The 14,589-nt window shown below is 36.8% G+C and carries 10 protein-coding genes and 9 pseudogenes; 7 read left to right on the top strand and 12 right to left on the bottom strand.

Annotated elements, in window-relative coordinates; all coding sequences use genetic code 11:
* Nucleotides 1-55: 55 nt before the first annotated feature.
* From AYJ55_RS09640 to AYJ55_RS25620, 4 genes and pseudogenes are all read right to left on the bottom strand, one after another.
* The gene (locus AYJ55_RS09640) at nt 56-811 is read right to left on the bottom strand and encodes a YciC family protein (protein WP_063655905.1); all 756 of its coding nucleotides are present in this window, start codon (nt 809-811) and stop codon (nt 56-58) included.
* A 332-nt stretch (nt 812-1,143) separates the two neighbouring features.
* The gene (locus AYJ55_RS09645; protein WP_063655907.1) at nt 1,144-1,458 is read right to left on the bottom strand and encodes a BON domain-containing protein; all 315 of its coding nucleotides are present in this window, start codon (nt 1,456-1,458) and stop codon (nt 1,144-1,146) included.
* A gap of 228 nt (nt 1,459-1,686) precedes the next feature.
* Nucleotides 1,687-2,388, bottom strand: coding sequence for a tryptophan synthase subunit alpha (gene trpA, locus AYJ55_RS09650; RefSeq protein ID WP_425393791.1), 702 nt, complete (start codon nt 2,386-2,388; stop codon nt 1,687-1,689).
* Nucleotides 2,389-2,493: 105 nt separating this feature from the next.
* Nucleotides 2,494-2,652, bottom strand: a pseudogene (locus tag AYJ55_RS25620) (tryptophan synthase subunit beta); the annotation flags it as partial.
* Between the two features lie 216 nt (nt 2,653-2,868).
* Between AYJ55_RS25620 and AYJ55_RS28580 the strand changes: the two are divergent.
* Nucleotides 2,869-3,042, top strand: a pseudogene (locus AYJ55_RS28580) (IS701 family transposase); the annotation flags it as partial.
* 189 nt (nt 3,043-3,231) lie between these two features.
* Nucleotides 3,232-3,845: pseudogene (locus AYJ55_RS09655) on the top strand (transposase); the annotation flags it as partial.
* 14 nt (nt 3,846-3,859) lie between these two features.
* On the opposite strand, the gene AYJ55_RS09660 reads toward AYJ55_RS09655, so the two are convergent.
* Both AYJ55_RS09660 and AYJ55_RS09665 read right to left on the bottom strand, forming a co-directional pair.
* Nucleotides 3,860-4,393 (bottom strand): IS630 family transposase, encoded by a 534-nt coding sequence (locus AYJ55_RS09660; RefSeq protein ID WP_162505291.1) that lies wholly within the window; start codon nt 4,391-4,393, stop codon nt 3,860-3,862.
* Nucleotides 4,317-4,682, bottom strand: coding sequence for an IS630 transposase-related protein (locus tag AYJ55_RS09665; protein WP_063653415.1), 366 nt, complete (start codon nt 4,680-4,682; stop codon nt 4,317-4,319). The genes AYJ55_RS09660 and AYJ55_RS09665 overlap by 77 nt, the downstream gene beginning before the upstream one ends.
* 31 nt (nt 4,683-4,713) lie before the next feature.
* On the opposite strand from AYJ55_RS09665, the pseudogene AYJ55_RS09670 reads away from it, so the two are divergent.
* Nucleotides 4,714-4,903, top strand: a pseudogene (locus AYJ55_RS09670) (IS701 family transposase); the annotation flags it as partial.
* 130 nt (nt 4,904-5,033) lie between these two features.
* On the opposite strand, the pseudogene AYJ55_RS35830 reads toward AYJ55_RS09670, so the two are convergent.
* A pseudogene (locus AYJ55_RS35830) lies at nt 5,034-6,169 on the bottom strand (IS91 family transposase).
* Here AYJ55_RS35830 and AYJ55_RS09680 point away from each other — a divergent pair.
* Nucleotides 6,158-6,490 carry a tyrosine-type recombinase/integrase gene (locus tag AYJ55_RS09680; RefSeq protein WP_162505440.1) on the top strand — a complete coding sequence of 111 codons (333 nt, stop codon included), beginning with the start codon at nt 6,158-6,160 and terminating at the stop codon, nt 6,488-6,490. The pseudogene AYJ55_RS35830 and the gene AYJ55_RS09680 overlap by 12 nt on opposite strands.
* A gap of 104 nt (nt 6,491-6,594) precedes the next feature.
* On the opposite strand, the gene AYJ55_RS30650 is transcribed toward AYJ55_RS09680, so the two are convergent.
* Nucleotides 6,595-6,759, bottom strand: coding sequence for a hypothetical protein (locus AYJ55_RS30650; protein WP_187153217.1), 165 nt, complete (start codon nt 6,757-6,759; stop codon nt 6,595-6,597).
* A gap of 304 nt (nt 6,760-7,063) precedes the next feature.
* Between AYJ55_RS30650 and AYJ55_RS09685 the strand changes: the two are divergent.
* Both AYJ55_RS09685 and tpx read left to right on the top strand, forming a co-directional pair.
* Nucleotides 7,064-8,262: pseudogene (locus tag AYJ55_RS09685) on the top strand (IS256 family transposase).
* A gap of 442 nt (nt 8,263-8,704) precedes the next feature.
* Nucleotides 8,705-9,208 carry a thiol peroxidase gene (gene tpx / locus AYJ55_RS09690; protein WP_063655917.1) on the top strand — a complete coding sequence of 168 codons (504 nt, stop codon included), beginning with the start codon at nt 8,705-8,707 and terminating at the stop codon, nt 9,206-9,208.
* A gap of 105 nt (nt 9,209-9,313) precedes the next feature.
* Here tpx and tyrR read toward each other — a convergent pair whose 3' ends face one another.
* The 4 genes and pseudogenes from tyrR to AYJ55_RS28595 all read right to left on the bottom strand — a co-directional run.
* A complete protein-coding gene (gene tyrR, locus AYJ55_RS09695) occupies nt 9,314-10,876 on the bottom strand; it encodes a transcriptional regulator TyrR (RefSeq protein ID WP_063655919.1) in 1,563 nt (520 codons plus the stop codon).
* A gap of 63 nt (nt 10,877-10,939) precedes the next feature.
* Nucleotides 10,940-11,811: pseudogene (locus AYJ55_RS09700) on the bottom strand (IS982 family transposase).
* Nucleotides 11,812-12,108: 297 nt separating this feature from the next.
* Nucleotides 12,109-13,178: pseudogene (locus AYJ55_RS09705) on the bottom strand (YcjF family protein).
* Nucleotides 13,175-13,600: pseudogene (locus AYJ55_RS28595) on the bottom strand (YcjX family protein); the annotation flags it as partial. The pseudogenes AYJ55_RS09705 and AYJ55_RS28595, both read right to left, overlap by 4 nt.
* A 70-nt stretch (nt 13,601-13,670) precedes the next feature.
* On the opposite strand from AYJ55_RS28595, the gene AYJ55_RS09710 reads away from it, so the two are divergent.
* A complete protein-coding gene (locus AYJ55_RS09710; protein ID WP_063655921.1) occupies nt 13,671-14,570 on the top strand; it encodes a transposase family protein in 900 nt (299 codons plus the stop codon).
* Nucleotides 14,571-14,589 lie beyond the last annotated feature (19 nt).

Genomic DNA, 14,589 nt, shown 5'->3' on the forward strand with positions numbered 1-14,589 from the left:
TAAATTTTTACCACGCTATCTAATGGTAAATAATAGCCGTAGTATTTTTATCTGGTTAATTTGTTGTTTTTCCAACTAACATGTAAAAGCGGAAAAAATAGATCAATGTAAAAGAGGTAAGTAAATTATTCAATGTAAAAGAGATAATATTATTCACCATACTCGGTAAAAAACGAAATTGTCCAAGTAGCATAGTGAGTAACATTTGCAATGCTAACCAAAGTAATAAAATTGCTAGAATTAACCACCAATGACGAAATGCTATTTTCCAACTTTGACTCATGGCTCGTAGCGGCATAATGTTTTTGACGGTTATTAAGATGATGGGTGATAAGGAAAAACCGATAGCTAAAATGATACCGAGTAAGATGAATAGCATAAAGCCAAAATAAATTATAATTGTGCATATGACTAACAAAATTAACATGTTAGGTAATATACGTAACGAAAGTATAAAAGCTTGCCATGCACTGATGCTATTGCCGATACTGAGTTCTGACAAATAAGTAACTACTGAAGAAACTAATAATATTAATCCGATAAAAACCGCAGCCAATGAGAGTAGTGAGACTCTCATCATTATCGTTTTTTCTTCATCAGATAGTTGACTTACCCAGGTTAAAAGTGAAGTTGAGTCATTTTGACCACCAAGGGTTTTGACAATGGTTGCCATTTCATCGATGGGAACCAGAAAATAATAAAGTATTAGACTGATGGTAGCTGAAATGAATGACAGGATAAAAAGGCCGCTCAGCTGATTTTTAAAAAAATTAAAGCTATCGCTGATAAGTGAGTTGGCCGTAATGGACATGAAAACTGCTCCTATAACTGGTTTTTATCATCACATTTTTATTGTATATTGTAACTGACAGTGAAGAGAGCGTATAGCTTTTCTATGGTAAAGATATTGCTATATCAGTAAATTTTGTGGTTATTCTATAAGTAAGGATAAAATACTAAAAATAGAGTGATATTTATATTATAGTGATTTTGAATATAACAATATAATGATTGGTTTTAATAATTGATATGGTAATGACTTTATGGTGATAAAAGCGGTTATTTTATTATCTGATTTGAGGGACTAATGGCGATAAATTATATTTATTTCAGCCCCTATATTGGGGCTGAAGAATAAAACAATCATCGTATTTTCATTGAATCAATGACTGATTGTACACCTGCTACACCTTGTGTTACTTGAATTGCACGCTGAGCGTCGGCACGCGAACTGACAAAACCGCTCAATTGCACACGACCTTTAAAAGTTTCAACATTGATTTGCGTTGATTTCAAGTTTTTTTCTGCCAATAATGCTGTCTTCACTTTCGTTGTAATAACTGTATCATCAATATATCCACCAGTTCCTTCTGTTTTTGCTGTTGGAGCACAAGCAGAAAGGAATAATGCCATAAATAGCACGGTACAGAGCGCTGTTATTGATTTAAGATATTTCATTATTCAATTCTCCATTAATACGAGGGTTATTTTTATTTATCGTATATGAGTGCTAAATGAAAATTTCATCGCAGTCAATATACTGATTATTGATGAAATATATATAAATTACAAATGAATGGCTGGTATCGATAGCGACTTGTTAATTACAATAGTTTATTAGAATCGATAATTAGTAATTACAAAATAGCAAGTCTAACTACCATTTTTCCGATAGCTTTAAATTGACTATTTTTGCGTAGCCATTTTCATCTGCGAAACAAACTGTTTTAATTTGGCCAGTAATATATCAGGTTGCTGATGATGAATTTCAATTAATTTTACAACTGCAGAGCCAGATATTGCGCCAACTACACCATTTTTGATTGCATCAGTGACTTGTTTTGGTTCAGCAATGCCAAAACTTAACAGTGGTGGGGCGGAATGGTAGGCTTGTAACTTGGTTAATAACTGGCTAGCAGGAATATTGGCTTTTTTTCTGTGCCTGTTACACCTGAACGCGAGAGTATAATAAGTATAGCCACGACCATATAAAGCAATTTGGCGTAAAAGATCGTCATCAGTATTAGGAGGACAAATAAATATTGGTGCAATATTATGTTGCAACGCTGAAGTGCGAAATGGCAGGGACTTATTCATTGGTACATCCGCGATTAAAACGGAACCGATGCCGGCATTCCGGCATTGAGCATAAAAATTATCAATACCATGGTTAAAAATCAGATTTGCATAAACTAGTAAGCCAATAGGAATCAAAGGGTGCTTTTTGCGGATCTGTGTTAGTAGCTCAAAACAGTATGTTGGCGTGATGTTCGCATTAAGTGCGCGTAAATTCGCCTTTTGAATCGTTGGACCATCAGCCAATGGATCAGAAAAAGGGATACCAATCTCTAATGCATCGGTTTTTGCTTCAATTAATGTATCAATAATTTTTTAATGACATTTCTGCATTGCGATCGCCTAAGGTGATGAATGGGACGAATGCTCCCTGATTTTTAGCATTAAAGGTGTTAAACAGTTACTGATAACGCTCCATTAGATCTCTCCTTTGGCTTGCAAAATAGCCTGTACAGTAAAAATATCTTTATCTCCACGGCCGGAGATATTAACAATCAGTAGTTGTTCTGCCTCAATCATTTTTAAGGTGTAAGCCAGGGTGTGTGATGACTCTAAAACTGGAATAATACCTTCACGAGTTTCGCATCAATAAAAAAACGCTCTATTTTTAAGTTTAATTCAGCATAATATATAAATAGACAAAATCTTATAAATTAAAAGCAACTTATTGTAATTTAAACAAATTTATACGTTTTAGTAACTTGCAAATTAACCATTGCTTTTAAGCCATTTCTGGAATTTTATATGCCTGTGCGAAACTCGTGAACAAGAAAAAATTAGGGTATCTATATTTTGTCCGGTTATCCATGCATTAAAAATATCTATAAAACATTCTTACAAGTAAGCAGTGTAAGATACTCTGGTTTAGTGTTATCAGAAGTAAGCCCATCGCTTTTATCTCATGACACGTTAAAAAGTAGATGTTTTCGACCTAAAGACCTATGGCGATTAGTTCAACCTTCTATAAAGCCTGTTGCTCAATAGCAAAATTAATTATGACTTACAAAAAAACCAGCCGATGATGATAAAATCATCAATTTTTGCATTAAAAACAACCTATGTAAGATTAAAAAATAAACTATTTTTGTATTTTTTAGATGTATCTAACTTGTTTTTATTTTAAGCAACTTTATTTCACTATTGAGCAACATGCTTATAGACAAAAAAAGCCCTTGCGTACTAATTGCCGATGATACATTGATTGCCAAAACACGTAGTAAAAAAATAGAGATGGTCCATTATCAATATTCAGGTAATGAACATGATGTTATTGCTGGCATAGGTTTAGTTAATTTACGTTGGCATAATCTAACAACTGTTGAATCAATTCCTATTGATTATCGTATTTATGATAAAGATTCTGATGGAAAAACAAAAAACACGCACTTTTCCGAAATGCTCGCTCTTGCTAAAAAAAGAGGGATCATACCAGAAGCGGTAGTGATGGATGCCTGGTATTCTAGCCTGGATAATCTGAAATCAATTCGCTCTCATGGTTGGGTCTGGGTAACCACGCTGAGGAAAAACAGGATTGTTAACCATAACAAACAACTGAACAAGTTAGACATCTCAGAAGAAGGAACTCCAATACACTTACGAGGCTACGCTTGGGTGACTGTTTTCAAATTTACAGCCAAAAACGGCCGTATTGATTACTTAGTAACAAACAAAGACAATCCCACCCGTCAATACGTCAAATCTATCATGGATGTCCGTTGGTCTGTTGAAGTTTATCATCGAGAAGTTAAAAAAATTGTGGTATAGCTAGGCGACTTAATTTTGATTACAGCATATGTATTAAAAACAGGTCATCGATAGTGCATCCTGTTTCCATCTTTTTACGTTTAGCTTGAGACCATTTATGTTCTATAGGATTTAAATCTGGTGAATACACAGGCAAATATTCTATCTGGTGTCCTGCGTTTATAATTGCCTGTTCAATATTCTTACCTTTGTGAAAGCTAGCGTTGTCCATAAAAATAACAGAATTTTCAGGAAGTTCTGGGAGCAATATTTTTGTGATCCAAACATAAAAAACATCACGATTAATATTGCAATCAAATAATCCGATAGCAAAAAGGGTTGTTCCCAATAAAGCGCCAATAACATTTGTTCTTCCCTTAGCACCCCAGTTTTTCAGGCCAAAACAACGGTGACCTTTTGGGGAATAGCCGTGAGTTCGTGGAGTGTCATGTGAAAAACCACTTTCATCAATAAAAACAACAGATTTATCTTTTTTTTCATACTGTTGTCTTTTTTGCTGATGTGCCAGCCTGTCGCTTTCGTTGGTTTTTGGATGGAATAGAGTTTTTTTTATAGGTTAATCCCAGCTTTTTAAGGGATTGCCAAATAGTCTTTTTACAAACACCGAATCGCTCTGCCCGTTCCTTTTGGTAAGCATCTGGATACTGTTCCACATCTTTTGCTAAAGCATTTTTATCGAGCTTCCTCTTACGTGGCGTTGAATTTTTTGGCTCTGGTCGTTTAAGCCAACGTACTAAAGACGCTTTTCCAATACGGAATTGTTTCGCAGTTTCTCGAATTGTTAAACCTTCGGCTTTCCTTACAGATATTACTTTACGTCGAAAATCAATTGTATAACTCATAACACACCTTGTAATCAAAATTAAGTCGCCTAGCTATATTGAACGCTGTCAGGCTCGCACTAGCCGAGCGCAAAGAAATCATATTTCTCGCTATTTCTGCGTGGTTTGAACAACATAAACGCCGTATATCTGAAAAAATAATCCTTTATCAACAAAATTGGGACGTAATCAAAAATGCTATTACTGAGCACATCCGTGTTTTATTAGCGTACCCAAATTAGTTTCGCACCAATAAAAAAACGCTCTATTTTTAAGTTTGATTCAGCATAATATATAAATAGACAAAATCTTATAAATTAAAAGCAACTTATTGTAATTTAAACAAATTTATACGTTTTAGTAACTTGCAAATTAACCATTGCTTTTAAGCCATTTCTGGAATTTTATATGTCTGTGCGAAACTCGTGAAGGATAAACAACCTCCGTTAACATTTTTCGCATCCGTGCTGATGGACTTAAAAAGCCGTAATAGCGGATCATGTGAAACCATTTTTCTGGCACATGAGACGCAAACAGGGTAATAAATTCATCGGATGTTATGACCAAGTCTTCCTGTTTTTTCGTGCGGTGGCTCTTATAGCGTAACGTGATGTTATCTTCGCCGGAATAATATTTTAAGCGACTGAGCGAGACAGGGGGTTCTTTAGATAAAATCTGAGATAAAGGGTGACATGGGTAATATTGGAAAGAATATCAGAAAGATTAATATTCCACCCGCGCTTGTAGTGAGTGTTAAGTAATTGATTCCATGATGCTTTACTTCTTCCTTCAGCTTTAAGCTCATCGGGAATGGTGAGCGTGTAATAATGTTTTCTCAATAATGCCGTTATCCGATATTGCCACATTGTCATAATGTTTTCGCGATAAAAGCTGATATCCCGCCAGGTATTCTTTTTAGTCACCCCGCCGGCTGTGGTTGAAAAATGAATATGCGGATGCCATTTTTGGGCTCGTCCCCAGGTATGGATGGCAGTGAAAACGCCTGGGGTGATATTGAGGTCACGGCAGATGGTTAATATCACATCAGCGGCTAATCGATTCATTTCACCGAGAAGCCAACGGTTGGCGCAAATAATAGGCCAATATTCACAAGGCATGGTAAAAGTGATGTGCTGCCAAAGAACTTCGGGTAACCAAGCTAGCGTATTGTTAATCCATTGTAGGCAAGCTTTGACGCCACAATGTGGGCAGCTTCGACTTTTGCAGGTAAATTTAACCCGTTTCTCAGAATTACATTGAGGGTCAGGACAGCGCCAAATTGACCACCCCATAAGCGAAGTGCCGCAAGCCATAATCTTTACCATGGTTTCCAACAGTGCGGACACTATCAGGGGGTTGGCGATTAAGCCAATTGAGCCAGCGTTGACCAAATTGAAAAACATGACTAAAACGCGGTGACATAAAAAGGGACCAAAAGATTGAGACAATAGGTATCGGGTTATACCAGTACTAACAAGCAATGACAAGTCGTCACCATAGGCGACCATCTTGAACAAAAAACCGAAACTAAAATAGCTATTCCACTGGATCTTGAAATTGAGTCTACAAAATTAGGCAATATTTTGAAAAACATTAATCATGAAGCTGACTTTGTTATTACAAAAAATAAAAGACAAATTACAGCAGTAAAAATATCACCCGAATTTACAAAATTTAGGGATAAAACGAAATTAGTATGGAACGGTTCGCCTCCATCTTTTCATGAGATAAGGAGTTTGTCTGCCAGATTGTATACAGAAAAAAATGGAAGTGAATTTACTCGTAAATTGTTAGGCCATAAGTCAGAGGAAATGACAGCAAAATATTAGGATGATAGAAGTGATAATTGGATTAAGATCTAAAATTTATAGTGAGTGAATAGTGAATTATAGTGATAATTAGTTTATATCCATTTGATAAATAAGTATTTTAATTATAGAAAACTACCAATTGGTAGTTCATTATTAATAATTTTTTGCGCATTTTTGATACCCGCCAGGGGGGCAAAATAAGCAAATGGTGAATTATTTACTGGATCAACCAAGCGACGCCAGCTATAAACAAAATCTTTAGCCGTGACAGTGTCACCACTTGGCATTCGGTCTTAAATAAAAAAAAACAAATCCGATTACCGGCGGTTGTTCAACGATTTGCTACACCAGGAATGGGACTACCTAGTTAATCCTTCAAATAAATCACGTATTACATGCGATTCTGCTAAACCAACATTGCTAATAGGATCACTGGAAGTTGGATCTGCATTAATCTGTCTAACTATCTCTTGTTTTTCAGCTAATCACGAGTTTCGCACAGGAATATAAAATTCCAGAAATGGCTTAAAAGCAAGGTAGTGTTCAAAAATCTGTGTCATATCTTAAACTCAAAAAAAGAGGTATGACAATATGAGAAATCAATCATTTAATTTTGATGAAGCGTTGAAGCAATTACAATCAGGTAAAATTTTACTCGGTACGGATGGAATACTCACACCACTCATAAAACAGCTGACCGAAGCTGCCCTGCAGGCAGAAATAGAATACTACCTATCGACAACGTCAATCGATACGCGTAAAAATGGCTATACTCGAAAAACGGTTAAATCGACATCAGGTCAATTTGAACTGAAAACGCCCAGAGACAGGTCAGGTGCTTTTGAGCCTCAGCTCATTAAGAAAAATCAGACAAAATTATCAGAGGATATTGATAACAAAATCCTATCGTTATTTGCATTAGGCATGAGTTATCGTGATATTCAAAAACATGTTGCGGAATTATATGGACTGGAAATATCAGATGGAGCTATTACGCATATTACTGACAAATTACTTCCTGAATTAAAAGCCTGGCAACAATGCCCTCTGGAGGCGCTCTATCCTTTTGTCTGGCTCGATGCCATTCATTACAAGATAAAACATGATGGTCACTATATCAATAAGGCAATCTACACAGTACTTGGACTAACCACCGATGGGCATAAGGAATGGTTAGGACTCTATATGTCTGAAACAGAAGGAGCACATCATTGGCTGAGCGTTCTGACTGACTTACATAACCGTGGTATACAAGATATTTTAATCGCTTGTGTTGACGGATTAAAAGGGTTTCCAGAAGCGATAGCCAGTATTTTCCCGCAGACAGAAGTTCAGCTATGCGTAGTTCATCAAATTCGCAATAGCTTACGTTATATTGCCAGTAAAGACCAAAAATCCTTTATGGCTAAGCCGGTTTATCGTGCAGATACTAAAGCGGCTGCTGAGCTTGCCCTTGATGAACTGGAAACGAAATGGGGTGAAAAATACCCGATAGTGCTAGAATCCTGGCGAAGTAAATGGGAGTTGCTCAGTGCTTATTTTCGATACCCTAAAGCCATTAGAAAACCCATTTATACGACCAATGCAGTAGAGGCGGTTCATCGGCGGTTTAGGACATTAACTAAAACCAAAGGGGCTTTTCCTAATGAAAACAGCTTATTAAAATTACTCTATATTGGCATCAATCAGGTATCCAACAAATGGACTATGCTGATTAGTAACTGGGCGTTAACCATTGCTCAATTGTCCATTATTTTAAAGGGCGCCTAGATGGTATAATCAAAATATAAAATCCCCTGACACAGAATTATGAACATCCTCAAAAGCAATGGTTAATTTGCAAGTTACTAAAACGTATAAATTTGTTTAAATTACAATAAGTTGCTTTTAATTTATAAGATTTTGTCTATTTATATATTATGCTGAATTAAACTTAAAAATAGAGCGTTTTTTTATTGGTGCGAAACTCGTGCTAATAAGTCCCCTCAACCACCAACGCAGCTACGGCAGGTTTAGTGTTCACGATACAATTTAAAAAGAATATTGCTAATGCTGTTCTATAGCGAAGCATATAGATTTCCATATTATATCCCGATGTTATTATAATTATAGAAAATAATTTGGTTAAAACAATTAGATATAACACAAGTTGTTGTAACGATTTAGATAGGAAACTTAATTATTTTCATTTAGAATTGTTGAACTAAATGTTATTAAGAAGGAAAGGATAAGATGTCAACTAGTACAAATTTCAAAGAGGAAGGTGTTGCTATCAATGGTACTTTCTTGCAACCTGGTGATAAAGCTAAACAATTTACCCTTGTAGCGAGCGATCTTGCAGAAAAATCTTTGTCAGATTATCAAGGCAAACGAAAAATTCTTAATATATTTCCCAGTATTGATACCGGTGTTTGCGCTACCTCTGTTCGCAAGTTTAACCAAATAGCCAGCCAACTAGAAAACAGTGTTGTATTGTGTATTTCTGCCGATCTTCCTTTTGCACAGCGCCGGTTTTGTGGCGCTGAGGCACTTGAGAATGTAGTTACATTATCGTTTTTTCGCGCACCAACCTTCAGTAAAGACTACGGCGTAGAAATGACCTCTGGGCCATTAAAAGGATTAGCAGCGCGTGCAGTGGTTATCATCGATGAAAACGATAAAGTCATTTATAGTGAATTAGTTGATGAAATCACCCATGAACCCAACTATGATGCCGCTCTCAATGCATTAAAATAGTGATATTAATACTTAATAAAAATATCTGTTTTTTAATTAAACTATTTGTCTAGTTTTAATTCGATAGCGATAAAACTTATCGCTATCTTGATCCAGATTACACTATCACTCACCCTCACTCTCTTTTTTATGGCTTAATCCATACTCCCGCAACTTATTTGCAATTGCTGTATGCGATACATTAAGCCGTTTAGCTAATTTACGCGTACTTGGATAATCTTGATAAAGTCGCGCCAATATTGAAGCTTCAAAATGTTTTGTTAATTCATCTAACGTACCATTTAATTGATCGGCGCTAAACAATGAAATATCTTTTAGATCTGGCAAATTAATATCTTGCGGCGTTAATTCTCGTCCTGCCAATTGAATTAAGGCCTGATAGAGAATATTACGTAGCTGCCGCACGTTACCAGGCCAATGATAACTTGCAAGGTAATGCCCTAACTTAGGCGAAAGTTTCGGTTTTTCAATACCTTGCTCTTGTGAAAATTGCCTAACAAATTCTACCGTAAGCGGCATTATATCAGCTTGTCGTTCACGCAGCGGGGGTAAGTTCACCGTTAATACATTCAAGCGGTAATATAAATCTTGCCTGAATTGTCCTTTTTCAACTAATTCCAGCAAGTTTTTTTGTGTTGCGCAGATCACTCTGACATCAACTTTAACTTCTTGCACTTCACCTACCCGACGAAAGGTACCATCATTTAAGAAACGTAATAGTTTGATCTGCATTTGTGGCAACATTTCACCAATTTCATCAAGTAAAACAGTACCTCCATCCGCTTGCTCAAAAAATCCTTTTTTAGCCTCAATGGCATTTGGATAAGCCTCTGCAGCATAACCAAAGAGCTCGTTTTCTACCACATCCTCTGGCATCGATGCACAATTAAGCCCTAAGAAAGGTTTATCGCCTCTGATGCTCTGCAAGTGACAAGCTTTAACTAAAATATCTTTACCCGTTCCGGTTTCCCCAACCAATAGAAGTGGTTCATCAAGTAGGGCTATTTTTTTTAGATCCTCAACCAGCTGGCTCATTTTGGGACTGACTGCAATGATCTGAGCAAAACTATCTGCTGCTGCTATTTTATCTGCTTGATACTGCTGCTCTGTGGGTAATACTTTTAGTAGAATAATGGCGCCTGCATTTTCAATCGAACCCGTTGCTTTATGGTTGTTAATTGGCGTAACCTGCAGCAAATATTTATTACCTTTAATCATCACTTGTTCAGAATAAGATTGTAAATTATTTTGCTCTAGTAATTTTGCCAAACGCGGGTGATTTATTAACTGATTAAATTTTTTTTCTTTTAACTGATTATTATCAATAGCGAACAATTTTAACATCGCTGAATTGGCTAATTCGATGTTAGCTTTAGCATTAACCGAAAAAATAGGATCAGGGAAAGTATTTAATAAAGTTAATAATAATTTTTTTTCATGCTCAGAAGGCATAAAAGAGACCGTCTTAACATCTTTAACACCACGAATACGCCGAATTTCAGTCATTAACAGTTGAAACGTCGTGGTGTCGATTTGAGCAAATTTGAGATAAATATTACGATTTGGTGAAATTTCAATCCCTTCAAGGTCAATGTTTTGTAAAACAAGTAAATCAAGTAATTCACGTGTTAGCCCCATTCGATCTTGGCAAATCACTTCTAATCGCATCACTGAGAACCTTATATCTATATAATTTACTATTCAACCTGAGTTCGGGATAAGCATTATCAATTATGCTTGAAGATATGTTCCTGCCACAGCTATCTTTGGTTTAGATGGAATTAAATAATATGCAACCCGCCCTGTTAATAAATTCACTACAAAGTTAGCAGGGAGAGCGGTGCCGCGTATGCGCTATCTGACAAAGATTTTTTAACTCATCAAATACCGTTTCAATGACAGAACGATGACGCAAGATGGCTTTGTCGAAACAAGTCTGTTCAACAGGCTTCATTTTCTTCTTGATATTCGTTATAAGGTTAATTCCCATTGTTTTCAGTTGCTGTTTCAGTGAAGCCGATAAATACCCTTTATCCGCATACAAACAACCAGAAAGATCTTTTATCAGCTCAGGTAATGGTTTCCGATCTTCTGTGTTTCCTGGTGTAAGTCGAAAACTGAGTATTTCCCCCAAATGATTGATAATTACATGAAGTTTGAAACCAAAGAACCAACCTGTTGAGGTTTTTCCTCGTTCAGCTATCCCATCGAAGACTTTATGCCGGCTAATTCGTAAGTTATCACACACAGCTATCGGAGTAGAATCGGCAACCGACAGACCCGTGCACTTTCCCTTAATTGACTCAAACAGTGCCGTTAAAGCTAAGGCATTGCGCGGAAGTAACTCTACGCAGCGTGAATATGATGGCAAGTTAGGAAATTCCTTCCTGAGATATAAACGGACATGATAGAGATAAAATACCTTGAATTGGCTGAATCGGAGTTGATGAAACAAAACAACCAATCATCATTTCAGTCAATGAAAGCTGAGTAGACCGTCTACGACGTTTACTACCGTTATTCAGCAAAATTTCATGCATTTTTGGCTCGAAGTCTTTACAAAAATCATCCATCAGGCAATAAAGTTCAGTAAGATTTTCCATCATTGTTTAACAATGCTCTACGCTTTAACCAGATTGTTAGAGTATTTTAACGAAATATGCGCATTCAACTATTTGAATAGCAAGACTTTCACTTTATTTCTTATCCCGAACTCAAGTTATTCAATTAATTAAGTATGCATTTTTATTTATTAAGCTACCATAGGAAACGTTTTATAACATAAACACTAGCACCAGAAATGATAAACGGATAAGCATTAAACTAATATTGCTGGTCACCATTTAGTCAACATGGATCTTGATTAAAAAATTACCCAATTAAGCTTGATGGTGAATTAGTTAAATATTTTTATGTTCAACGCTTTTTGGCATAATATTTTTTAACTGGCTGAATAATTGACGACGAAAACCAGCCAATTTAGGTTTATCATCCATCCACGGTAAAGGACGGCATAACTCCATCGTTTTAATACCTAATCTAGCTGTGAGTAAACCGGCGCCGATCCCTTGAGCCGCTCGAGTAGAGAGCAGGGCCATAATATCTTGCGATAACCAATCCATGCCAATTTCACGCACCAACTAACTTGCTCCAGCAAAAGCAATATTAAGTCATACCATTTTAAATAATCGGATACGGCTATAATACCCCAGCTCAATGCCATAAATAGCTGCAATGCGATTAATTAATCGAATATTGCGCCAGGCAATAAATGTCATGTCGACAATAGCTAAAGGACTAACGGCAATCATTAACGCAGATTCAGCTGATGAACGATTAATCTCTTTTCTAGCCTGCTCATCCAAAATAGGTTACACTATCTTGGCTATAAAGTGTCACGATTTCTTTATCATTATGACTATCATGGATTGTTATCTGCCAACGTTTCATCGCCGGATGATCTAAGCCAATCGCCGATTGTTTGCCTAGCTTTTGACAAAATTTACGCCCGCCATGCATACCATGACTTTGCAAAAATTCTCTAGCCTGGATGCGTTCTTGACTACATTCTTTTAAATAATAAAGCCGTCGCCATTCAGTTATTATGACGCCAATAGCAGCAATAATAATTAAGCCACCAGCCGCGACAATAGCTAAAGAAACCCAATTTTGCTTTATCCACACTTGGTAGATCCATTGGCCGGTCTGAGCAAAAATACTCACCACGATTAAACTTAAAGCAATAACCACCAGTCTACGCCAAAAACTATAGCGCGGTTTGGGTTTGAGTTCAACATTGGCCAATGCCTCAATTTCACCTTCTCGTTCATCATTTTCTGTTTCGTGGCTGCTAGCCTCAAATTGTTCAGGCGCTAATTGATCCAAACACTTTGACTTTTTTTAACTTTGTTTTTTTGTTTGCCGGCAAAGACTCATCAAAATCGATGCGGGATTTTAGCGGTTTACTCATTTCAATTTATCTCCGAGTAAAAATTTTAAAGCACTGTCCAATCGAATATGAGCAACAGGTTGATCAGTCTCTGTTTCGCGAGACCGAAAAGATTCAAAATCAAATCCCTGCTTTAACCAAAAATCAGCATTAGGCAAACGCCGTGGTACCTTACCTGGAAAAAAGTCATTAATCGACCATCTGTTAATCTATGTCCCTTTAAGGCAGGTACCCGTTCTCCCTGATATTCAATCATGCCATTTTCTCGCCTGAATTGAAGCTAGTGCCAGACAATCCATGCTGATCCCTTCAAAAGCCGCACTTTGCCAGGCCGCACGAACTAATTGCTGTAGCAATGAAACTAAATTGGCATGTTGATCATGAGTTATATGATCAACCTTACTTGCCGCGAAAAGTAATTTATCAATAAAATAGTTGCTGAATAGAGACTTGCATTTTTTGTCACGCTATAGACAATAAAAAGAGGTTTAACTTAGAAAATAACGGTTTGAAATGATCAACAAAGAGCGGTTGTTACGAGATAATCGTTTATGTAAAGCAATCATTGGATTATCAGTCGAAGAATTGAAAAATTTAGCCGCTGAATTTTCAGCTTGTTATTTGATTTATCGGAAAAAGAATCGAAAAGATCACGAGCGGCAGATGGGTGCAGGGCAGAAAGGATTTATCCCAACCCCATTAGATAAACTGCTTTTTATTTTATTGTATTTAAAATGTTATCCGACCTATGATTTGCAAGGACTTCTTTTTGGTTTAGATAGAACACGGGTATGTCGCTGGGTAAAAATATTATTGCCGGTTTTAGAGATGACCTTGGGGCGAGAATGTGTTTTGCCCGCTCGTCAAATTCGCTCTGCTGAGGAATTTTTTCGCGCCTTTCCTGGAGTTAAAGACGTCTTTATTGATGGGACAGAGCGACCTGTCCAAAAGCCTAAGAATCTGCGTCGGCGAAAAAAAATGTATTCGGGAAAGAAAAAACAGACCACTCGAAAAGGGCTTATTATGACTGACGAAACGAGGAAAATTGGATTTATCCCCATGATCAAAAATGGGCGCCGTCACGATAAACGCTTACTCGATAAAGTCGATATAATTCGCCATATTCCCCCTGAGGTAACCATCTGGGCCGATACCGGTTTTCAAGGTATAGATAAACAGCATCCTAATACACAAATCCCAAAAAAAGGAACTCGAAAAAGACCTTTATCGCCTGAACAAAAACAAGAAAATCAAATAATCTCGGGCATCCGTATTACGGTTGAACACGCCATCGCGGGTATCAAGCGCCTCGGTTGTATGACCCAAATTTTACGGAATCGTAGACCCTTTATTGATGATACCTTTTTACTCCTTAGTGCCGGTCTTTGGAATTTCCATCTCAGAACAGCCTAAAATTTACTTCAATCACCGA

The sequence above is a fragment of the Candidatus Arsenophonus triatominarum genome, assembly GCF_001640365.1.
Taxonomy (GTDB): Bacteria; Pseudomonadota; Gammaproteobacteria; order Enterobacterales; family Enterobacteriaceae; genus Arsenophonus; species Arsenophonus triatominarum.